This window comes from Paenibacillus sp. FSL L8-0333 (assembly GCF_037965665.1).
Lineage (GTDB): Bacteria > Bacillota > Bacilli > Paenibacillales > Paenibacillaceae > Paenibacillus_AQ > Paenibacillus_AQ odorifer.
This window is the reverse complement of sequence record NZ_CP150186.1, coordinates 115,914-138,314: the sequence shown is the minus strand read 5'-3', so window position 1 is coordinate 138,314 and position 22,401 is coordinate 115,914. Positions and strand designations below refer to the sequence as shown.

Below are 22,401 nucleotides of genomic sequence, written 5' to 3'. Positions count from 1 at the left end.
ATTACTCTTTTATGACAACAAGGTCTTCTCCAAAAAGCTGGATAGCCTCATCAATCCAAGGTTCAGGTTTAGCTTCTGCAGTATCGTGTTCATGCTCCAGCTGCAGTTCTTCTTTGCCAGTCTGTCCCACAGACTTCTGGGCAGCTTCATTCCAGTCACGAAGCATCATGGTTACAAGTCTATAAGGTTTGCCTAGACGCGCTGCAAGCACACTCTCAATAACCTGTCTGTTTGCCGGCTTCTCAGTAGTATCGCGGTGAATCGTGTTCTTGAATGCAACAAGCACCGCATCCTCCATAATCGATACTGGCTCACCGTCTACAAACCATGCATGAACCGTTACCTTTTCCTCTTTTACTCCCTGCAGGACAAGGCTCCACTGTTTATAGATTGCTGCAAAATCGGGACTATCTTTACCAGCAATAAACTTATCTACGTTAGGAGGCATTTTTGAGGCTGAAGAAACCCGCGGTGTTGGAACCGCATGCGATTTCGGTGCAGGAGCACCATCACGCCCTCCTCCGGAAATACCACCGGATTGCATAGCCTGTTCCAGCTTCTTCTCCAGTGCTGCGATCTGTCTTTTGAGAAGATCCAGTTCACCAGAGTCAACACTCGAATTATTCGCGCCTACTCCGGCATTTGTTTCACCTAACGGAGCAAATGCGGCGCTCTGACTTACCTCTTGCTGCAAGCTGCAAAGCTTCATCAGCGCCACTTCAAACAGTGTCTGAGGATGTGTTGCGTATTTCATTTCACCTAGGTATTTATTGATTGTATCTACAATCTGAAATAGACGCTCCCGAGAAAATGCGGTGGCCATATCTTTAAATTCAGCAGGATTCAGCACCCGCTCTGTTAATTGATCGGCCTCGGGCACCATCTTAATCATCAATAAATCTCGGAAATAATACATGAGATTCTCTAAGCATTTATCTGCACTTTTACCTTCATGCATAAGCTGCTCAACGAGCTCCAGAAGAAGACCCATATCACCTTCCAATATGGCAGTGGCAAGACGTGCAAATTGCTCGGAGGGAATTCCTCCTGTCATTCCTAACACTTGTTCGTACGTAACATTACCATCTGTAAAGGATGAAATCTGATCCAGCAAGCTCAATGCATCACGCATACCACCATCAGATAGACGGGCAATATACTGCAATGCGTTGTTATCCGCTGTAATCCCTTCCTTCTCACAAATAGCAGTCAGATGGGCGGTCTGTTCTTCTAACGCCACTCTACGGAAGTCAAAACGCTGACAACGGGAAATTATTGTCGCTGGCAATTTGTGAGGTTCCGTTGTCGCAAGAATAAACATCGCATGTGACGGAGGTTCCTCCAACGTCTTTAATAGAGCATTAAAAGCTTCTGTAGTCAGCATATGCACTTCATCAATGATATACACTTTACGGCGTACCTCGGTAGGTGCATACTTCACCTTTTCACGCAGATCACGGATCTCCTCTACGCCCCGGTTTGATGCCGCATCTATTTCCTGCACATCCATTACATTACCCGCAGCGATTCGCAGGCAGGATGGACATTCGTTACAAGGTTCCGGACCTGGCCCACGTTCACAGTTAACCGCTTTAGCTAAGACTTTAGCAGCACTTGTCTTACCAGTTCCCCGCGGACCGCTGAACAGATAGGCATGCGAAACCCGCTGTTCACGAATTGCGTTCTGCAGCGTTTGGATAATGTGCTGTTGTCCAACCATGTCTTGAAACGACTGCGGCCGCCAAGCACGGTACAGCGCGATATGTTCCACTATGCATTACCCTCTCTTAAGCTGCCGCTTTCCCGGCATTTGTCGCAAATTTATTATACTATATTCATCGGCTATTGACCAAAAACAAAAAGCATCTTTGCTTGTGGCAAAGATGCTATGATAAACAGAATTATAAACCGTGCACCTGTTATTGATGGCTACGATCCAAGCGGCAACCCTACATGACTGCTCGAGTTAGGCCACCCTCCGGCACAAGAGTAATCTTACTTATGGCTGCTTCCTTCCGGACCTGACCAGGTTCATAAGCACTCATTGCGGAGGACCCAACTGTCAACACAGCCCATAGGAACCAAGGCCTCACATCGATAGCACCTCTAACAGGAATTCAACCTCGCTACAGCGGATTGCGAGTTACAGGGCACCGCTACCTCCCCGTCTAGCACGGCGAAGATAAGTATAGCTCACGCTCGGACAAAAATCAACTCCAAGACATAAAATGAGCCCCTCAGCTATACAGCTGGGGGCTCAATCTAACCGTTAAGCCGCAAAGCGACTGTTCAAATTAGATACCATATTTCTTCTTAAATTTATCTACGCGACCGCCGGCATCCAGGAACTTCTGCTTGCCAGTGAAGAACGGATGGCAGTTGGAGCAAATTTCGACACGAAGCTCTTGTTTAACAGAGCCAGCTTCGAAAGTGTTGCCACATGCGCAGGTTACCTTAGTTACATTATACTTTGGTTGAATTGCTTCTTGCATTTTGAATTTCACCTCTCATGCCCTAAGCCTCATGCGGACCCAGAGTTATATGATTACACTGTGGTATTTTAGCACGAAATATCGAATTGGGCAATATGTTTCATTTTTACATTTTAGCTGCTTAAATATTGATTCCCCGCCGCTTAGCCCGCGCCATATCTGCTGGTGGCACATGTGTATAAGAGCCTATAACTACATCCGGAAGTTCATCGCGGAAAATATCAAGCATCGTCTTCATCCCAAGGATTTCACCCTGGGCAGGAGGAATCAACTCTAAATAGCTCTCCGGGTCAATGTTTAGATTACGCATCTGAATAAGCTTCAGATCAGTACGTCTTACAAACTCCAGCATCGCTTCAATCTCTTCTTCGCGATCAGTCACTCCAGGGAAGATCAGATAATTGATCGATGTGTAAACGCCCTGCGAAGCAGCGTATTTCAAAGATTTCTCTACATTGGCCAATGTATAACCGCGTGGTTTGTAATAAGCATTATAATGGTCATCAAGGGCACTGATTGTGCTGACACGCATCAAATCGAGCCCAGCATCAACGATTCCTCGCATATGATCGCTTAATCCCGCATTGGTGTTGATATTGATATAGCCCATATCAGTAATCGAGCGCACTTCACGAATAGCTTCTATAATAAGTTTTGCTTGCGTGGAAGGTTCCCCTTCACAGCCTTGTCCAAAGCTGATAATCGATTCAGGCGTCTTTAAATGCTCCAACATAACTTGTGAAATTTCGTTGACCGTAGGCCGGAAATTCATCCGAGTCTGCGGAGATACAAAGCCGCTATCATCAGGTTGCTCAGAAATACAGCCAAAACATCCTGCATTACATGAATAAGAGACGGGTACACCGCCCTCCCAACGCCCTAAAAAGGTATTGGAGGAAGTCAGGCATTCATAGCCAAGCGCACAGTTAGAAAGATGCTCATAGAGACGGTTATCAGGATATTTGGCTGTCATCTCACCAACGCTGACTTCAAGATCTTCTTTGTCACAATTAAGTGGATTCCATTTCTCCGGATTATCGGTAGGGTCTGCCGCAACATAGAACCCGCCATCCTTCCACACTACAGCCGAATACCCAAACAGAGGAAGCTTATAAGACTTATCTGTCTTCACATAACCAGGAAGACATAGACGAGTATAGCCTTGCGGCAGCAGCGCTCCGACAGCCTGCGAGCCTTCCGGCAAAGACATCATTTCACCCGTCTCAGGATTCATACCCACAGCACGTGTACTAGGCAAGCCCACGAGCGTAGCACCTTCTGGTAATGGAATTAATTCTTCCTCCAGCATTTCAACAATCATATCCCCGCTACGAGCTAGCCCGTACAGTTCGGGATGATCATATACGTTTCCTTGCCCGTCGGCATATACCAAATACATGTTAGTCTCCTCTTATTATCAATTCTCAAGTTGTAGGTACTGAAGGTGTCTTCGCCCGCGTGGTACGACGAGCAGCTGTACCACTGTTGGAGGTGCCCCCGTTACTTGCAGTCCCGTTTGGTGTTGTTTTTGCCCCAGCAACGTCAAAGGATGCCAAGAACTCAGCATTAGTCTTCGTATCACGCAGCTTTTTGATGAATCCCTCCACAAAATCGTAGGATTCGTTCATATTTTTGCGAATCGCCCAAATCGTATCCAGTTCTTCTTTGCTCAAGAGCACTTCTTCGCGACGTGTACCTGAACGACGAATATCGATAGCTGGGAATATCCGGCGTTCCGCCAATTTGCGGTCCAAATGAAGCTCCATATTACCGGTACCCTTAAATTCTTCATATATAATATCATCCATACGCGAGCCAGTATCTATTAATGCTGTTGCCAAAATAGTTAATGAGCCGCCTTCTTCCACATTCCGTGCAGAACCAAAAAACCGCTTCGGCCGGTGAAAAGCCGCCGGGTCAATCCCCCCGCTTAGTGTACGTCCAGATGGTGGAACCACCAGATTATAAGCACGCGCCAGACGCGTAATGCTATCCAAAAGAATAACTACATCCTTCTTGTGCTCAACTAAACGAAGTGCCCTTTGCAACACAAGCTCAGCCACTTTAATATGATTCTCTGGAAGCTCATCAAACGTCGATGCAACCACTTCGCCTTTTACAGAACGCTGCATATCGGTTACTTCTTCAGGACGTTCATCAATCAGCAATACAAAGAGCTCAATCTCAGGATTATTAGTGGAAATACTATTGGCAATTTCTTTTAAGAGGAGCGTTTTTCCTGCTTTTGGAGGTGCTACAATCAAACCCCGCTGCCCCAAACCTACAGGAGCGAGCAAATCCATTATTCGGGTAGACAAATGAGTAGGGGATGTTTCAAGCGGTAGCTTGTCTTGCGGATAAAGTGGTGTTAATGCTGGAAAATGAAGACGCTCCGCTGCACTAGCAGGGTTCTCGCCATTAACGGCATTGACTTGAAGCAGGCCAAAATATCGTTCATTTTCTTTTGGTGTCCGACATTTACCAGACACAAGATCTCCGCTTCTGAGATCAAACTTACGAATTTGTGAAGCTGAGATGTAAATATCTTCAGCGCTGGGCAAATAGTTAATCGGCCTAAGAAATCCATAGCCCTCAGGCAAAATTTCTAGTACGCCTTCCATAAACATGAGACCGCTCTGCTCTGCCTGTGCCCGAAGGATCGCAAAGATCAGTTCCCGTTTCTTCAGCTGTCCGTAATAAGGAATCTGGTATTTCTTGGCCAGCTTATATAACTCGGTCAGCTTCATTTCTTCCAGATCGGAAATTTGAAGATCCATGTAATAACCACCTATTCAATTTTTAAATGAGTTCTTCCTAGTCTATCTACTAGGCAAAAATATGATTCTATTAAAATGCTCATTAGGTTAGTATTACCCCAAATGGAAGGAAATATGCGGTTTGGCCGCAAATTAATACTCCTTCCAAGCGGGATATCCTAATATTATTCATTCTCACGCCAAACATGAGCACCAAGTTGCCGAAGGTTGCTCACTAAATTATCATAACCACGATCAATATACTCTACGCCGGTCACTTCAGTAATACCATCCTCTACTGTTAACCCGGCAATGACAAGGGCTGCACCCGCACGCAGATCAGCTGCCTTTACTTTTGCAGCATTAAGTTTACTGCCCTCAATAATTGCAGATCGGCCCTCAACACGAATCTTTGCGCCCATTCTTACCAACTCTGGCACATGCTTGAAGCGGTTGCTGTAAACGAAATCGCTAAGCACACTAACCCCTTCTGCCTGTGTCAGCATACTTGTCATAGGAGATTGTAAATCTGTAGGAAATCCAGGATAGGTCAGTGCTTTAACATCTGCATGTTCATAATTAGCTCTACCTATAACTCGGATACTTTCATCAAGCTCTTCAATATCCACGCCCATCTCTAAAAGCTTGGCTGTTAAGGCTTCCAAGTGCTTAGGAATAACATTATCTATCAACACATTACCACGCGTAGCCGCAGCGGCAATCATATAAGTTCCTGCTTGAATCCGATCGGGAATAATGGAATGACGGCAACCGTGCATTTCCGAGACCCCTTCGATCCGGATGGTTTCTGTACCAGCGCCTTTAATAACAGCGCCCATAGAGTTCAATAGGGTAGCTACATCTATAATCTCAGGCTCTTTAGCCGCATTTTCAATAATTGTAGAGCCTTTGGCTCGTGAAGCCGCCAGCATGATGTTTATAGTGGCACCTACGCTTGATACGTCCAGATAAATCTTCGCACCGCGTAGCTCTTTTGCATATAAGTGGATAGAACCATGTTCGTTGGTAACTGTTGCTCCCAAAGCCTCGAATCCCTTGATATGTTGATCAATTGGACGAGGTTCAAAATTACAGCCACCAGGAAGACCTATTGTCGCTTCTTTGAATCTTCCAAGCAGAGCTCCCATCATATAATACGAAGCTCTAAGTTTCTTAACCGGCCCATTGGGCATTGGAATAGATACAATACGTGAAGGGTCAATTCTCATCTGATTGCCTGACCAGGATACATTAGCGCCAAGCTCTTGCAAGATTTCGGAGTAAACGGCTACATCACTAAGGGACGGTAAATTATCCAGAACAACTTCAGATTCGGCCAAAATTGCCGCAGGAATAAGCGCAATGGCACTATTCTTTGCTCCACTGATGGTTACAACGCCCTCTAGCGGACGTCCACCGCCAATCATTAATTTTTCCATAGATTTATCAATTTCCCCCTACGTGTATTGCAGCTGGGTGGGCAATACGTGCTGTGGACTTTTAGTGATGAAAATGGAAAGACACCGGCTAAGCGGTGTGCTTTCCTCATCAAACTATTCAACTGGACAGAGTAATAGCCCTATCCTTTAACAAATTGCTTGTCCACCTGAGGCGGAAGCTACAATGATTAGGCTTTGTTGTTGGATCCAAATTCGCGAATTTTACCAATAACGGTTTCTTTGATTGCATCGCGACCTGGTGCGATGAATGTACGTGGATCGTAAGCATCAGGTTTAGCAGCTAGAACTTCGCGAACAACTTTTGCGAACACGATTTGGTTCTCAGTGTTCACGTTGATTTTGGAAGTACCCAGGGAGATGGCTTTCTTGATGTCATGTTCAGGAATACCTGTACCACCATGAAGAACCATTGGGATGTTAGTAGCGTCACGGATTTCTTCCATTTCTTTGAATCCGAGGTTAGGCTCGCCATGGTAAGGTCCATGAACGGAACCAAGTGCAGGAGCCAGGGTGTCGATACCTGTTTCTTTCACAATACGTACGCACTCATCAAGCTTAGCATACATGATGCCGCCGATAACGTCGTCTTCTTGTCCACCAACAGTACCTACTTCAGCTTCTACAGAAACGCCTTTAGCGTGAGCATATTCAACGACTTTTTTAGTCATATCGATGTTCTCATCGATTGGGTGATGGGAACCGTCGATCATTACGGATGTAAATCCAGCATCAATTGCTGCTTTACATTTATCAAAGCTAGATCCATGGTCAAGGTGGATAGCTACAGGAACAGTGATATTCATGTCAATAATTAGACCTTCAACCATTTTAACAACAGTAGTGAAGCCGCCCATGTGGCGTGCTGCGCCTTCAGATACACCAAGGATTACTGGTGATTTTTCTTGTTCAGCGGCACCAAGAATAGCTTGAGTCCACTCCAAGTTGTTAATGTTGTACTGACCTACTGCATATTTTCCTTCAAGTGCTTTGTTCAACATGTCTGTCATAGATACTAATGGCATGGTTTCATCCTCCTAAGAATGTTGGTTGGCTATGTTTTTAAACCGACATCACATACAGGCTTATTATAGCACATCCTGTGTCAAATACTAAATAGGGTAAACAAAAAAATGTCCCGGTGGGACGATTTTTATCCAGCCCATATAGCAATTAGACTCATCCTCTTCGGAGTCACCACGCGAAATAGGACCGATACAGAAATCACCGTTCTAACTGCATTGATCCACAGACTTGTTATGAAGATGCATGTTTACCGCTACGCGCATTTCGTCTATGTCGAACGGCTTTGTAAAATGCATTAACGCCCCTAGCTTGGTCGCCTCCTTAATCATGTCCAGTTCACCATATGCCGTCATCATAATGACCTTAATGGACGGATTGATCTCCTTTAGATGCTTCAGGATCTCGAGTCCATCCATTCCCGGTATTTTCATATCGAGTAAGACCAAATCGGGTGACTCGCTGCGAACAATGTCTAATGCCAATTTTCCGTTAGCCGCTTGAAATGTTGTATATCCCTCACTATTGAACACTTCCATAAGAAGAATCCGGATCCCGTTCTGATCATCGACAATTAATACTTTCTTCTTTTCCATACGATACCCTCCCAGAAATTAAGGCAGATTGACTATACCGCGCTCTCCACAGCGACCGGCCCCTTTAGAAACTACTCCATACGAAACCTATTATTCGTGCTTTACTGTCCAAATCCTGCTAATTGGATAAAATGGGTAAATAAAGAGTCTAAAATGAAATAAATGTCAGTTACAATATTTCTATTAAAGGGTAATACAAAAAGAGAGCCTTCGGATGAAGGCTCTCTTAGACTATTTAAGAACCGATGGGTTCTTTCTGTCTGTGTATAAATTACTGCTGCTCGGAATGCGTCAAAGAGGCTTTGACAAATTCACGGAATAGCGGTTGCGGACGGTTCGGACGTGAAGTGAATTCCGGGTGGAATTGAACCGAGAGGAACCACGGATGCTCTGGAAGCTCTACGATCTCAACTAGACGGCCATCCGGAGAAGTTCCGGAGATAACCAGTCCCGCTTTTTCAATTTCATCACGGTAAGTATTGTTGAACTCATACCGGTGACGATGACGCTCATATACCAGTTCATCATCATAGCAAGACATTGCCAGAGAGTCCGGAATAATCTTACAAGGATACAACCCAAGACGCATAGTGCCACCCATATCTTCAATATCTTTTTGCTCAGGAAGCAAATCAATCAATGGATATTGTGTATTTGGATCGATTTCGGAGCTGTTTGCACCTTGTAGTCCAAGAACAGAACGGCCATATTCAATTACAGAAACCTGCATTCCAAGGCAAATACCAAAGAAAGGTATCAATTGCTCACGGGCATAACGAATAGCGGAGATTTTACCTTCGATTCCCCGATCACCGAAACCACCAGGAACAAGAATACCGCCAATGCCACGCAGCATTTCGTCCACGTTCTCATCCGTAATTTCCTCTGCGTTCACCCAGCGGATCTTAACCTCTGCATTCGCAGCAAAACCTGCGTGTGAAAGTGATTCAACAACGCTCAAATAAGCGTCATGCAGTGCTACGTACTTACCTACAATTGCTATTTCTACTGTCTTCTCTAATTTCTGAATCCGGCTAAGCATACTTTCCCATTCGCGCATATCTGGCGCAGGTGTTGTAAGCTTCAAATGATTAACAACAATCTCGTCCAATCCTTCATCACGAAGGTTCAATGGAACTTCATATAACGTCGAAGCATCGCGGCATTCCACAACAGCATTAGCATCAATATCGCAAAAGAGTGCGATTTTGGCTTTCATATCTGCGGAAAGCTCATATTCCGTACGGCACACGATGACATTCGGTTGAATACCGATACTGCGCAGCTCTTTAACGCTATGCTGTGTCGGCTTCGTCTTCACTTCACCAGCAGCCTTGATATAAGGAATCAAGGTTACGTGGATATACATCACATTTTCCCGGCCAATATCACTCTTGATTTGACGAATCGCTTCCAGGAACGGAAGACTTTCAATATCCCCTACAGTACCGCCGATCTCTGTGATAACAACATCAGAGTTAGTCTCGCGGCCCGCGCGGAACACGCGTTCTTTGATCTCATTCGTAATATGCGGGATAACTTGTACAGTTCCACCCAAGTACTCTCCACGACGTTCCTTGCTGATTACGGATGAATAGATCTTACCTGTCGTCACATTGCTGTTCTTCGACAGATTGATATCAATAAACCGTTCATAGTGCCCAAGGTCAAGGTCAGTCTCTGCACCGTCATCCGTTACGAAGACTTCTCCGTGCTGGTAAGGGCTCATTGTTCCAGGGTCTACGTTAAGATACGGATCAAATTTCTGAATCGTTACCTTTAGACCTCTGTTCTTGAGCAGCCTGCCCAGCGAAGCGGCGGTAATGCCTTTACCCAGGGAAGACACAACGCCACCCGTTACAAAAATATACTTTGTCACTGTAAAACCCTCCTAAATAAAGTCCAAACATAAAAGCGGCACATGGTGTTTATCGTAACCCGTTTTACTATCATCAAAACAGGGGAAATCAAAAGTTTAATTCACCGGGGAAAACATAAAACGTCATCCCGCAAATTCCATTAATCTACAGCTACTTTGCATCTAAAAAAACAAAAAAGTGACACCCGTAGAACCGGGGCACTTTTTATTTTAGAAAACACGTTTATTAACTTACATGATAAGCCCATGCAATAGTTTACTCTGACGATCCCCCCCTGTCAAGGGAGGAATTATGCCACAGACAAGACTCTTCTGATTATTGATCTTACTTGTCATCCTCGGAATCTTCATCGTCGCTATCTTCTGCATCGTCTTCGTCCGTATCGTCTTCGTCTATGTCATCTTCATCGATCACGACATCTTCGTCGACTTCTTCTTCGCTGTCGTCGTCAGAATAGAGGTCGTCGCGATCTTCATCGATAGCGTCGAAATCCTCTTCTTCAGCTGTGTAGTTTTCTTCTTCATCAGCAAAATCGTCATCTTCCAAATCATCGTCTTCATCGTTGATGATGCGCACCCGTTTAGTGTTACCAACCGGATCATCGGAGCGCTCTAGAGGATACCAGCGTTTCAGTCCCCAAAGGTTGGTTCCGACACAGGCAAAACGCCCGTCAATGTTAATCTCGGTATATAACTGGGCAATAGTATCTTGGCTTTCTTGATCGGTCATACCGCGTAACTTGGCTACCTCGACCATCAGATCACGGTAATAATACGGTGTATTGGCTGCTTTAAGCACCAGAAAGGCAAGATCCACCATTGGCATTTCTTTAACTTTCTCAGGGTCTAGCTTTAAATTGAGTGGCGTACTCACTAAAGGACACTTCCTCTCACGCATTGTTCACATTACGGTTTATTTCAATAATATCCATTAACAAAACTAAGTAAAACCTATTTAACAACAAAATGCAAGTCAAATGCAAGAACCGCCCAACAGAAAAAGCCTCCTGCTTATTATCCATACAGGAAACCTGTCTTCATCAAGAAGAGTTGATATGTAATTGTAGCAAGGGTCGCCGCACCCAAAGTTTTTAGAAATGGGATTTAAAAAGGCGGAGGAAGACCTCCGCGCATGACTGTATCCACGCCAAGGATCGGCTCCTTACGGGATGTTACAAAGAGAGTTTTAATCTCTTCTGTTTATTTTATGTAAAGCGCCGTCTTTTGACACGCTGGGCAGCCCATTTCCTTAAAAAAGGGCAAGTTCCCATTCGGACCCCTCCCTCCGCTCATACAATATGGCAGCAGGGCACCGAGGGGGGACAGCGAAACCTATGGACTATTACAAATTTTGGAACATGCTTCTTGAAGAAATATCGGTTGCCCCAAAAAATGGTGAGCGGCGTATTCTTACCTTCAACGATCCCCGCCAGTATGCCGGAGCTTTCTCCCAATGGAAGGCTCTAAAAGCAAAGCAGCCCGAGCTGCGTCAAGTACAGGTATCTCCGCTGATTCGGGCCTTCTTCGTGCCCGCTGCCGCCGGAAAGCTGATGAACCGATTTGCAGACCTTCTAAACGTCGAAGACGATCTGCAGATTCAAATTCATTCTATAGCTAACGAAAAGAGCGGAATCGCCGCCCTCCCTTGGGGGGTGAAAGCGATTCATGCTCCTCAGGCATGGTCTAAATCAACCGGAGTTCACGTCAAAATCGGCGTCATTGACACCGGCGCGGATTACCGTCATCCCGATCTGAAGCATTCATTAGCCTCTGGAGTCAACCTACTACACCGCGGGATGCTGCCGCTGGATGATAACGGGCACGGAACTCATATCGCCGGAACCTTAGCGGCAGCAGGGGGAAATCGCGGAATGATGGGAGTGGCGCCGCGAGCGCTGCTATATCCAGTCAAGGCCTTTGATCATAGTGGATCAGCCTATGTGTCCGATATTGTGCTAGGTATTGATTGGTGTGTGCAGAACCGAATCGACGTCATTAATATGAGCTTTGGAATGAAGACTAGAAGCAAGGCGCTCCACAATGTGGTTATAAAAGCATATCGGGCCGGAATCGCCGTCATTGCCTCCTCTGGGAATGACGGCAAACGTGGCGGGGACTATCCCGCACGTTATCCCGAGACGATAGCCGTGGGCGCCATCGATAAAAGACACCGGGTTGCCGGCTTCAGCAATCGCGGTTCATATATCGATGTATACGCGCCCGGCGAAGGCGTGCCCTCCTGCTGGCTGAAGGAGGGCTACAAAGAAATGAGCGGCACCTCCATGGCGACCTCGCATGTCACGGGAGCCGCCGCACTGCTGCTCGCACTGCGACCGGGCCTCACGCCAAGGGAGCTGAAGCTGCTCTTGCGCCGCACCGCGTCCCCGGTGCGGCTACGCAAGGGGCAACGCCGCGCATCCCTAGGCGGCGGCTCTGCCGATGCCCTGCGACTGCTGAGAGCAGGAGTAAGGGCGAAGCGTTCGGTCTCCGCGAACGTGTAGACCCCGCCCGGGCACCGGGTGGGTCACTCTGACGTGAGCGCAGCTGATGCCGGTGCGAAGAACGGCAGCCAAGAAAAATCCGCCCCCCAGGAAACCGGAAGGCGGATTTTTTGTCGTTTGCTGTTGATTTACATGCGATCCGGTGCAGAAACTCCGACAAGACGCAGTACATTGGCAATAGTAGTACGCGTTGCGCCAAGCAATGCAAGACGCGCCACGGTTTGAGCAGCATCCTCAGTAATTACACGTTCAGCTTTGTAATAACTGTGGAACATCGCAGCCAGCTCATATACATAACGGATGAGGCGATGTGGAGCATAACCTTCAGCCGCAACAGCGATTTCTGCCGGGAGCTCACCAATTTTTCGCAGCAGGTCATATTCATGCACTGCTGTCAGCTTGGAGAAGTCAATTTCAGCGTAATCAGGGATAGAAATCCCTTGCTCCTCTGCCTGACGGAAAATACTGCAAATACGGGCATGCGCATATTGAACATAGAATACAGGATTTTCATTAGAAGTAGAGATCGCCAAATCCATATCGAAATCAAGATGAGAATCCATGCTGCGCATGGTGAAGAAATAACGAATCGCATCGATTCCTACTTCCTCCATCAAATCTTCCATCGTAACCGCTTTGCCGGTACGTTTGGACATTTTGACCTTTTCACCATTCTGGAACAGGCTGACCATCTGAGCAATCAGAACCACTAGCTTCTCAGGATCATTGCCAAGGGCTGACATTGCCGCCTTCATCCGCGGAATATAACCATGGTGATCAGCGCCCCAAATGTTAATCATTTTATCGTAACCGCGGCCATACTTATCGCTGTGATAAGCAATATCCGGGGTAAGGTAGGTATATGTGCCGTCATTTTTGATCAAGACACGGTCTTTATCATCGCCGTATTTTGTCGTTTGCAGCCAGGTTGCCCCATCTTGCTCATACACTTCTCCACGATCACGGAGCTCGTCCAGCGAACGCAGTACTTCTCCGTTCTCATACAGCGAGGTTTCACTGAACCAGATATCGAAGTTTACACGGAAAAGACCTAGATCACGTTTGATTTTATCCAACTCTTTATTAAGTCCATAGGTCCGGAAAAAAGCAGCGCGCTCACTAGGGCTCATCTCGAGCAAGGTATCGCCCTTTTCTGCCACAAGCTCCTTCGCAAAACCCTTAATATCCTCACCATGGTAACCATCTTCCGGCATTTCTGCCTCTTGACCCAGCTCCTGCAGGTATCTGGTTTCAATGGATTTACAAAGATTAGCCACTTGGTTACCGGCATCATTAATATAATATTCCCGGGTCACCTCATAACCTGCATAATCAAGCACATTACACAGCGCATCACCGACAGCAGCACCACGGGCATGCCCTAAATGTAGGCTACCTGTTGGATTGGCACTGACGAACTCCATTTCAACCTTCTGACCTTGACCCAGATTAATACGGCCATAGTCATCCCCCTGCTCAGCAACAAGGCTGATGATTGGGTACAAGTAGTTCTTAGACAGGGTAAAGTTAATAAAGCCTGGTCCTGCAATTTCCGCTTTCTCAATAGAAGCTCTGCTCGTATCCAAATGCTCAATAATAGCTTCAGCAATCTGGCGTGGATTACGTTTAGCAATTTTGGTCAGCTGCATAGCAGCGTTCGTAGCCAAATCACCGTGCGCCTTATCTCTTGGTACTTCCAGTACAATATCCGGAACCTCTTCCGGTGCAACCAGCCCAGCATTCACAATCGCATCGGCGATGGCTTCTTTTACCCGTTCATTTACAAGCTCTAACGGATTCTTACTATGTGTCATAATTTCGGTTCCTCCTGTATATGCAAACTAATAGCGAACTTTCCTGTCAATTCCTCGTAAACGTACAAATCATATTCCCAGGCAACCGTTAAAGAGCGCCCTTCGCGCACAACTTCCAGCTTGTTCGTTTCCGTAGAAAGATTGAACTGCGTATATGGCGAGCGGTAGAATCCTGGCAGACGCCGTCCAGCTTCAAAGCTCTGCTCTGACTGAATCCCGCCATGGCGGATTAGCTTCAGTTGATTACCTGCAATCTTTATCGTTGTACGAACAGAAACTTCCTCCCCGCGAGGACCCTGCTCTAATTCTTCATATTGAATATATAGATGCGGTCCTTTGGATGTTACTTCTCCATTCGCTTCCATAACATTTCGCTGACCATCTTGAAGGCTCACGAGCGTAATAGAGACATCATATTTGTCAGACTGTATTTCAGGCATCACACGTTCCTCCATTCTGCAAGCCTCTGCATTCTGCATAAGAAAAACGTCTAATGGCAAAGCTTAAACATTTTTATATTAATCAAAGGCCTATTTCGCTTTCCCATTGTACACTATAATCCAGTTCAAAGAAGCATTTCAATACAGAATCAAGCATATCTTCATAAGCACATAAAATATTACCATATTGATGATTAAAAGCACACTTTGAACGTCCATTCTCTATGTATATCATTTACTTCGATAATATTTGCACCTACCAAGCACCTATCGGACATAAATGACCCTATGCGCAGTATGATTCCATATTTGGTGCGATAACGGACTTCATAGTCGCTATTAGCCTAAAAAACAACCCATGTGAACCTCTTTCTAGAGAATAGTGTTACTGGAGTCCGAAACTCTATCCCAAAGGCCGAAAATTTGCAAATAACGTCATCTGGGTCCGTAACCCTCCGAGGATGAGGGATCTGATTAGGGCACTGATAAGGGTACTATTGAAGCAAGCAAAGATACCAACGACAAAAATACAGAGCAGCGATTCCCCAAGTATCCGGAGAATCGCTGCTCTGCTGTCTATTTGCGATTTTCACAATACATCGGACCCTTATATTCTTGCACTGTAAAGAATTATTGGGTCATCACTTTCAAAGAAAACCTGCGTTCCCATGAAGCTCCGCCGTCTTTGGTCACATACAAGGAAGAGTAATCAAGCTCACGGATGGCGAGCCAGCCCTCTTTATTACTAGTGAAGGAGATTACCCCCTCATAACCAGCGAGCGCCGGAAGATTAGTCCATTGCTTACCGCCGTTATAAGAGCGTCCAACCGCCACTTTCTCTGCTGCTGGGGAAAACCCCACTAAAAAGGAGGTGCTGTTTCCCACAAGTTGCAGGTTCCCAGGTTTGCCAGCAGCTGGCCCTTTATTGAATTCAGCCTTGCCACTTCCTGGCGCAGGTCCGCCGCCCGCAGTTTCCTGAGCGATCACACGATTCCAACTTTTCCCCCTGTTCGCACTTTCATACAGCGAGTAGGAGGTCTGACTCATCCCCGTACCGCCATAGAGCACTACAGCGACCTGATCTCCCTTAGCGGAGATTTGTCCAAACTCGGGCTCGGCAAAAGCCGCCTTCAGTGAAAGGCTCCAAGTTCCCCCTCCATCTGTGGTCTTCATTACCCGATACCCGCTTCCCGGCACGATTACAACCGCCCAGCCGGTATTCCGGTCACTAAAATAAGCACCTCGTGTATTGGGTGGGGTGGAAATCTTACTCCAGCTCAGCCCCCCGTCTTTGGTGTAATACGTTGCGGTTCTATCATAAGCAAAACCTTTCTTACTATCTATAAAATTTATTCTTTCAAAGCTGACGGCTTTGTTCGAAAGTCTCTTCCACTCCGAGCCACCGTTAGAGGTACCGATTAAATATTGAGCCTGACCCTCCTCTACAGAAGCAAGCGCAAAGCCATGTACATTATCGGGAAAATCGAATTGTTTGAAGCTCCATTGGCCTTGATAGATCTCTTGAAAATGGCAGCCTCCGTCAGAGGTACCAATCATAAATCCATTACCTGCTGCCCGTCCGGTATTCCCTTTCAAAAACTGAACATCAGAAAAGCTAAGCGGTGTGGATATATCACCTGAGTGCTTGTTTTGCAGGGCCTGTAGCAAGCCGTGATCTCCTGTGCCGCAAGTCGCTGGTGCTGGTTCTGGTGCAGCCGCAGCATGTACAGAACTTACTGGTGCACTCCAGCCTGATACCATAATAAGCGTCGCCGAGAGGGCGGTTATTGTCGTCTTATGAATCTTTTTCGTCCATTTCATGATGACACCTCCTAATATGTATATACCCTTACTTACAATCCCTACTCTGTTATACCGCCAGAGATGATGGTCTATCTACCTTAAACAATCACAAAATAGAAACAATTTGTTACCCTCCATATCCCTAATGAATATCCTTCCAGATCCTTCCCCATAATATGAGAGAAAGGAGTCTGGTGCCATGACACGCGAATCAACGAATCCACCGAAACGAAAAAGCCGCTTCCGGCGTTTATTTCGGCTGCTGGCAGCCTTGATCATATTATTTGTATTAACCACCGGAGCTCTGCTCGGTTATCTATATCAAAAAGATCTTCCACCGATTAGCGATGATGTGCGCTCCAAGCTGTTTGACTCCCGGGGCAATATTCTTGCCACCTTTACCTCAGACGGCCGCAGCCGCGAACCCGTCAAATTAAGTCAAATTTCTCCCCTGCTCATTGAAGCTACACTAGCAGTCGAGGATCGTAAATTTTATGAACATTCCGGATTTGATCTGAAGGGGATGGCGCGAGCTGTTCTAGTCAATCTGGAAGAGGGAAACCGGTCGCAGGGTGCTAGTACGCTAACTCAGCAGCTCGCACGTAACCTCTACCTATCCCATGAAAAAACATGGACGCGCAAGGCTAAAGAAGCTGTCTATACGATGCAGCTGGAGATGAAATACAGCAAAGATGAAATCCTGAACATGTATTTAAATAATATCTACTATGGCCACGGTGCTTACGGCATTGAAGCAGCCTCACGGATGTATTTTGGTAAATCTGCAGCGGATTTAGACCTGGCAGAGAGTACCATGCTGGCTGGAATTCCAAAGGGACCTACCTATTATTCACCTTACAACCACATGGACAATGCTAAAAAGCGCCAGAGAATCATCCTGACCGTCATGGCCAATTTAGGCAATATCACTCAGGAAGAAGCGGGACAAGCCGTCCAGGAGAACTTAAACTTCAAGCCGCAAGGACAAAAGGATACGCTTGTAGCTGCGCCTTATTTCCGGGATTATATCCGCAATTTGGCCATAGAGTCTCTCCACATCAGTAATGATGAGCTGGAGCAAAGCGGATTAAATGTCTATACCACCCTTGACCCTGACATGCAGCATGCCGCAGAAAATGCCGTTGACAAAGAGATGGATCAAACTAGTGATCTGGAGACTGCACTTGTATCCATCGATCCTCGCACCGGTTACATCAAAGCAATGGTCGGCGGAAAAAATTATCGTACCAACCAGTACAATCATGCTTTGGCCACCACACGCCAGCCGGGTTCTTCCTTTAAGCCGATTATGTATTTAGCCGCACTCTCATCCAAAGAGATGACAGGACTTTCGGTCTTTAATAGTCAGCCAACGATGTTTCATTATGATAACAACCGCAAAACGTATCAGCCCCGAAACTTTGGGGATAAGTATCTGGGTGAAATTAATATGCGGCAAGCTATCGCAGCATCCGACAATATCTATGCTGTTAATACAATTATGAAGATCGGCGCGGATAAAGTAAGCGAAATGGCTGCGAAGATGGGCATTGACAGTCCACTTCAAAGCGTACCTTCACTGGCCCTAGGCACTTCACCGATCAGTCCGCTTGAAATGGCTGCAGCTTTCGCTGTAATTGGAAACGGCGGTCAGAAAATGCCGATCACAGCCATTCTAAAAATAACCGATTCAAATGGCATGGTCCTGTATGAAGCACCTCAACCCAAAGGAGTAACCGTCGTAGAACCTTCAGCTGCCTATGTACTGACTCGTTTAATGGAGGGAGTATTCGAGACTGGGGGGACGGGTAATCGTGTGGCTTCCATAATCAAACGTCCGGTAGCCGGCAAGACCGGCACCACGGATACAGATGGCTGGATGGTAGGTTTCACCCCGGAGCTATCAACTGCAGTCTGGGTTGGTTACGACAAGGGGCGCGACATCGCAACTACCGACGGACGGCGCGCAGCCCCCATTTTCGCCCAATTTACTGAAAAAGCGCTGGAAAATGTCCCTCCAAAAATTTTCCCTATTCCAGATGGAATAGTCAGCGTATACGTCAATCCGCAATCCGGCAAACTTGCTACAGCAGCATGTCCCGACAAAGAACTGGAAACTTTTATTAGTGGAACTGAGCCCACCGAATACTGCGAACTGCATGGCACAGGCTCCGCTCCTGCTGTGGATGACACACAAAGTAAGGTAGATTCTGCTGAAGAAAACCGTTCCCTGTGGAAGAACATTAAACGCTGGTGGTTGAATTAGCCTCTTCATTTATATTGAAGGGGTTTTTCTTTTTTATAAGTTATATATTGTAGTAACAACAGGATTGCCAAACTCAAATATCACTTATCGCACAAGGGATGTAACCGTTTTATTTATTATGCTTACCCCATTCTCTTAACTCTCAATTACTGCTATAATAGTTATTAGAAACCAAAATATAATGATGTAAATGAGGGACATGGGATGAAGGATACAGGCATGATCCGGAGTTTAGACAGTCTTGGGAGAATTGTGGTTCCCGCAGAAATCCGTATGACGCGTAATATCGACATTGGTGATCCTATCGAATTTTTTGTTTTAGACGAAAAAATCATCGTCCTTAGGAAGTACACCTCGACAGAGTGTACATTTTGCAGAAGCCACGACCATGTCACCTACTATAAAGAGCAGTTTATTTGTAGCAACTGTCTAAAAGAAATTGTCGATCCTGAACGCATGTCTCAATTGCCAGAGTCACGTGAAGATTTTGTTGTTGAGGCACCTGAGCACAACACCAGCATCCGAAAGTCAAAGACAGAGGAAATGTGCCAACGCCTGGAACAAGCTATTGAAGATCATCCCTATGCCAACCAAAAAGAGCTTGCAGAAATCCTCGGGATTAGCCAAGCGAGAGTGAGTCAGCTCAAACGCAAGCTTAGCAGCACAAGCAAATCATAAATTAAAAAGCTTCGACGCTCCTATTTCCGGAGGTCGAAGCTTTTTCTATATCGGATAACCCTTCTGGAGGCTCCTATACTATTCAGTCAGTGCAGCTTTAAGCTCATCTGAGGATGCATTCCACCATGCTTCATTATGAGAGATCAGAAGGGATTTGAGAGCCGACTTCTCAATGGCTCCAAGCCCTGCCACATCGATCTTGCGTTTAAGAGCTGCATCCAGCTTATTGACATGCTCGGCAAGAATTTTCCATCCGCGGCGCGCTTCTGTATCAATCCACATTTCACAGGCTGTGATTCCACCATAAAATTGAGCTTCCAATGTACGGTCTACCGCTACCCATACCACCCAAACCTGTCTTCCATTCGGTACATCTTCACGATTCATGGAAAATTTAATTCCTTTTTCCACTTTGCTCTTGGCATGCATGGCACCGATATCAATAACCGCCACATCACCATCAATAATGACAGGTGAAACGTTGTTGAGATCTATAGAGCCTGCTCCAAAGCCTTTATGTTTACTTTTAGCGTTCACAATATTTAAGGCAATCTGTTTCTTGCCCTCCGGTTGTATGTTGTCCACGAGTGCACACCCTTCCTCTTACGAATAATTTAATTTTAGCTAATAATGCGGCGATTGCAAACATATACATCCCGTAGATGCTTGTCACGGGAGGAATCACACTATGAAGTCACTGTCATTAAAGTACATCATCTTTGCGACCCTGGCCATCCTCGCGCTGCTGGGAGGAGGAATACGGGCCTTTTCAGGGGATAGCTCTACAGCTTCTGTTACTAGCTTTGCTTCAAAAGAGGCCAAGTCCTCCAGCGGCACAGCGCCTGCAGCCGTACCACAGCAGGTATTGCCTGAGAGCGCGCCCGTCCCGGCAGAGGAGGCTTTAAGCCAGCGGGTAGTCGAGTATCACATTGATGTCCAGCTTGTTCCTGACACAGAAACCTTAAAAGCTTCTGAGACAGTAACCTGGACACACCCCGGAGTAAAGCCAGTAAGTGATTTATATTTTCACATGTATCCAAATGCATTTGCCTCATCAGATACCACCTTTATGAAGGAATCCGGGGGGACGCTCAGAGGCGACAGTATGCCTGAGAATGGCTTCGGAAATATGACGCTGACCGATCTGCGCACGACAGAAGGAACTTCGCTAATGCAAAGAGTGCAATATGTCCAACCTGATGACGGCAATATCAACGATAGGACGCTCCTAAAGGTACATCTTCCTCAGCCTGTTAATGGTGGGGAAAGTGTAACACTTAAGCTTCAGTATGAAGTCCAGCTGCCCAAAATCTTTGCACGCATGGGTGCTTCAGGCAACTTCGTTATGGCTGGGCAATGGTTCCCTAAGCTTAGTGTATACGAGCCGAGGGGCACACGCGGAGTTAAAGAAGAAGGCTGGGACCTGCATCAGTATCACGGGACCTCTGAGTTTTACAGTGATTTTGGCATTTTTAATGTAACGATTGCCGTCCCTTCCAACTATACGGTGGCTGCGACCGGATTTCCTGTAAAAAATGCCAAGCTCAAACAAGATCAGAAAATATATCAGTTCTACGCCGATGATGTCCACGATTTCGCTTGGGCCGCTTCCCCTGATTTTACAGTAGCTGAGGAAGCCTTCTCTACGCCGGAGGTGCCTGGAGTACGAATTAAGGTGTATCTCGACCCACTACACAAAGATTTAAAAGAGCGTTACCTTCAGGCTGCCAAGGCTGCCCTGACCTACTTCAGCAAATGGTATGGTCCTTATCCCTACTCTACGCTGTCTATTGTCGTCCCACCTAAGGAGGGCAACGGTGCTGGAGGAATGGAATACCCTACCCTTATTACAGCCTTTGGGGCCGCGGATTCTTCTCCAGATACCTCACTTGAAAGAACCGTCATTCATGAAATCGGCCATCAATACTTCTACGGTATGGTAGCCAGTAATGAATTCGAGGAAGCCTGGCTGGATGAAAGCTTCACTTCCTATGCCGAAGACAGACTTATGGAGCAAGAATACGGTATCAAGTCTAATTTGCCTTTACAGGCCAGCCTGGTGACTATACCTGAGCCGTTAAATCTGGAAACGTGGAAATATGCAGGGGCGGATTCCTATAGCCGAAATGTTTATATCCGCGGCAAGCTTGTACTTAAAGATATCGAACGCCAGGTAGGTACCAAAGCAATGAACAACATCATGTCCTCCTACGCTCGTAAGTTCCGTTTCCAGCATCCTGCTACGTCAGATTTTCAGAAAGTCGTTGAGAAGGTAACCAAAAAATCATGGCAGGCCTATTTCGATGATTACATTTATGGTGATGGAGCGCCTGACTTCTCAGTAGATACGATTACTTTTAAAAAAAATAACAGCGGCGATGCTCCAAGCTACGAATCATTAGTGAAGATTTCAAACAAAGGGAGCGATTACGTTGATGTTCCCGTGAAATTCACATTCGCCGACAGCTCTTCGGTGCAGCGGGTCTGGAACGGTGAAGGAGTAGAGACTACGTTTCAATTGTTAAGCGATAAGCCTCTTCTCTCTGCTGAGATTGACCCTGAACATTCCATCTTATTGGAGAGCAAACATCTAAACAACTTTAGGCTGGCGGAAATAGAGCCCAAGACGCTCTCTCGCTGGACATTAAGTGTAACTAAACTACTTGAAACCGTGCTCGGAACTCTTGTCTGGTGAG

Annotated in this window: 17 protein-coding genes and 1 other RNA gene; 4 read left to right on the top strand and 14 right to left on the bottom strand. The window is 46.2% G+C overall.

From position 1 onward, the window contains the following. Position 1 precedes the first annotated feature (1 nt). From dnaX to rpoE, 10 genes are all read right to left on the bottom strand, one after another. Positions 2-1,771, bottom strand: coding sequence for a DNA polymerase III subunit gamma/tau (dnaX, locus tag NYE72_RS00640; RefSeq protein WP_036679925.1), 1,770 nt, complete (start codon positions 1,769-1,771; stop codon positions 2-4). 137 nt (positions 1,772-1,908) lie between these two features. After that, positions 1,909-2,177, bottom strand: an RNA gene (ffs, locus tag NYE72_RS00635) — signal recognition particle sRNA large type. A gap of 117 nt (positions 2,178-2,294) precedes the next feature. Continuing rightward, positions 2,295-2,492 carry a 50S ribosomal protein L31 gene (gene rpmE / locus NYE72_RS00630; RefSeq protein ID WP_036679927.1) on the bottom strand — a complete coding sequence of 66 codons (198 nt, stop codon included), beginning with the start codon at positions 2,490-2,492 and terminating at the stop codon, positions 2,295-2,297. 121 nt (positions 2,493-2,613) lie between these two features. After that, entirely contained in the window at positions 2,614-3,891 is a 1,278-nt protein-coding gene (locus NYE72_RS00625) for a radical SAM protein (RefSeq protein ID WP_038568079.1), read from the bottom strand. 25 nt (positions 3,892-3,916) lie between these two features. Then, a complete protein-coding gene (rho, locus tag NYE72_RS00620; protein ID WP_036679930.1) occupies positions 3,917-5,269 on the bottom strand; it encodes a transcription termination factor Rho in 1,353 nt (450 codons plus the stop codon). Positions 5,270-5,433: 164 nt separating this feature from the next. Next, positions 5,434-6,687 (bottom strand): UDP-N-acetylglucosamine 1-carboxyvinyltransferase, encoded by a 1,254-nt coding sequence (locus NYE72_RS00615; protein ID WP_036679932.1) that lies wholly within the window; start codon positions 6,685-6,687, stop codon positions 5,434-5,436. A 188-nt stretch (positions 6,688-6,875) separates the two neighbouring features. Then, a complete protein-coding gene (fba, locus tag NYE72_RS00610; RefSeq protein ID WP_036679934.1) occupies positions 6,876-7,730 on the bottom strand; it encodes a class II fructose-1,6-bisphosphate aldolase in 855 nt (284 codons plus the stop codon). Between the two features lie 207 nt (positions 7,731-7,937). Further along, positions 7,938-8,324: a response regulator gene (locus tag NYE72_RS00605; RefSeq protein ID WP_036679935.1), complete on the bottom strand. Its 387-nt coding sequence runs from the start codon at positions 8,322-8,324 to the stop codon at positions 7,938-7,940. 271 nt (positions 8,325-8,595) lie between these two features. Continuing rightward, complete coding sequence (locus tag NYE72_RS00600) at positions 8,596-10,203, bottom strand: CTP synthase (RefSeq protein ID WP_036679937.1); 1,608 nt, start codon at positions 10,201-10,203, stop codon at positions 8,596-8,598. A 325-nt stretch (positions 10,204-10,528) separates the two neighbouring features. Continuing rightward, entirely contained in the window at positions 10,529-11,077 is a 549-nt protein-coding gene (gene rpoE / locus NYE72_RS00595; RefSeq protein ID WP_038568074.1) for a DNA-directed RNA polymerase subunit delta, read from the bottom strand. A 460-nt stretch (positions 11,078-11,537) separates the two neighbouring features. On the opposite strand from rpoE, the gene NYE72_RS00590 reads away from it, so the two are divergent. Continuing rightward, complete coding sequence (locus NYE72_RS00590) at positions 11,538-12,704, top strand: S8 family peptidase (protein ID WP_038568071.1); 1,167 nt, start codon at positions 11,538-11,540, stop codon at positions 12,702-12,704. A gap of 128 nt (positions 12,705-12,832) precedes the next feature. Here NYE72_RS00590 and argS read toward each other — a convergent pair whose 3' ends face one another. The 3 genes from argS to NYE72_RS00575 all read right to left on the bottom strand — a co-directional run bounded on the left by argS (position 12,833) and on the right by NYE72_RS00575 (position 16,779). Further along, positions 12,833-14,518, bottom strand: a complete 1,686-nt coding sequence (gene argS, locus NYE72_RS00585; protein WP_036679944.1) for an arginine--tRNA ligase — start codon at positions 14,516-14,518, stop codon at positions 12,833-12,835. Continuing rightward, positions 14,515-14,958, bottom strand: coding sequence for a DUF1934 domain-containing protein (locus NYE72_RS00580; RefSeq protein ID WP_036679946.1), 444 nt, complete (start codon positions 14,956-14,958; stop codon positions 14,515-14,517). The genes argS and NYE72_RS00580 overlap by 4 nt, the downstream gene beginning before the upstream one ends. Before the next feature lie 630 nt (positions 14,959-15,588). Next, positions 15,589-16,779: a hypothetical protein gene (locus tag NYE72_RS00575; RefSeq protein ID WP_326047967.1), complete on the bottom strand. Its 1,191-nt coding sequence runs from the start codon at positions 16,777-16,779 to the stop codon at positions 15,589-15,591. A 181-nt stretch (positions 16,780-16,960) separates the two neighbouring features. Here NYE72_RS00575 and NYE72_RS00570 point away from each other — a divergent pair, with 181 nt between their 5' ends. Both NYE72_RS00570 and NYE72_RS00565 read left to right on the top strand, forming a co-directional pair. After that, positions 16,961-19,027, top strand: a complete 2,067-nt coding sequence (locus NYE72_RS00570; protein ID WP_339211075.1) for a PBP1A family penicillin-binding protein — start codon at positions 16,961-16,963, stop codon at positions 19,025-19,027. A gap of 204 nt (positions 19,028-19,231) precedes the next feature. Continuing rightward, complete coding sequence (locus NYE72_RS00565) at positions 19,232-19,705, top strand: AbrB/MazE/SpoVT family DNA-binding domain-containing protein (protein WP_076106037.1); 474 nt, start codon at positions 19,232-19,234, stop codon at positions 19,703-19,705. Between the two features lie 78 nt (positions 19,706-19,783). Here NYE72_RS00565 and NYE72_RS00560 read toward each other — a convergent pair whose 3' ends face one another. Next, positions 19,784-20,290 carry a YwhD family protein gene (locus tag NYE72_RS00560; protein ID WP_036679953.1) on the bottom strand — a complete coding sequence of 169 codons (507 nt, stop codon included), beginning with the start codon at positions 20,288-20,290 and terminating at the stop codon, positions 19,784-19,786. A gap of 103 nt (positions 20,291-20,393) precedes the next feature. On the opposite strand from NYE72_RS00560, the gene NYE72_RS00555 reads away from it, so the two are divergent. Beyond that, positions 20,394-22,400 carry a M1 family metallopeptidase gene (locus NYE72_RS00555; protein WP_339211073.1) on the top strand — a complete coding sequence of 669 codons (2,007 nt, stop codon included), beginning with the start codon at positions 20,394-20,396 and terminating at the stop codon, positions 22,398-22,400. Position 22,401: the final 1 nt, after the last annotated feature.

Coding starts and splice junctions, on each gene's coding strand:
- NYE72_RS00555 (WP_339211073.1), top strand. CDS start 20,394: ATGAAGTCACTGTCATTAAAGTACATCATCTTTGCGACCCTGGCCATC.
- NYE72_RS00590 (WP_038568071.1), top strand. CDS start 11,538: ATGGACTATTACAAATTTTGGAACATGCTTCTTGAAGAAATATCGGTT.
- NYE72_RS00605 (WP_036679935.1), bottom strand. CDS start 8,324: ATGGAAAAGAAGAAAGTATTAATTGTCGATGATCAGAACGGGATCCGG.
- argS (WP_036679944.1), bottom strand. CDS start 14,518: ATGACACATAGTAAGAATCCGTTAGAGCTTGTAAATGAACGGGTAAAA.
- NYE72_RS00580 (WP_036679946.1), bottom strand. CDS start 14,958: ATGCCTGAAATACAGTCTGACAAATATGATGTCTCTATTACGCTCGTG.
- rpmE (WP_036679927.1), bottom strand. CDS start 2,492: ATGCAAGAAGCAATTCAACCAAAGTATAATGTAACTAAGGTAACCTGC.
- NYE72_RS00615 (WP_036679932.1), bottom strand. CDS start 6,687: ATGGAAAAATTAATGATTGGCGGTGGACGTCCGCTAGAGGGCGTTGTA.
- NYE72_RS00565 (WP_076106037.1), top strand. CDS start 19,232: ATGAAGGATACAGGCATGATCCGGAGTTTAGACAGTCTTGGGAGAATT.
- NYE72_RS00570 (WP_339211075.1), top strand. CDS start 16,961: ATGACACGCGAATCAACGAATCCACCGAAACGAAAAAGCCGCTTCCGG.
- NYE72_RS00625 (WP_038568079.1), bottom strand. CDS start 3,891: ATGTATTTGGTATATGCCGACGGGCAAGGAAACGTATATGATCATCCC.
- fba (WP_036679934.1), bottom strand. CDS start 7,730: ATGCCATTAGTATCTATGACAGACATGTTGAACAAAGCACTTGAAGGA.
- rho (WP_036679930.1), bottom strand. CDS start 5,269: ATGGATCTTCAAATTTCCGATCTGGAAGAAATGAAGCTGACCGAGTTA.
- NYE72_RS00575 (WP_326047967.1), bottom strand. CDS start 16,779: ATGAAATGGACGAAAAAGATTCATAAGACGACAATAACCGCCCTCTCG.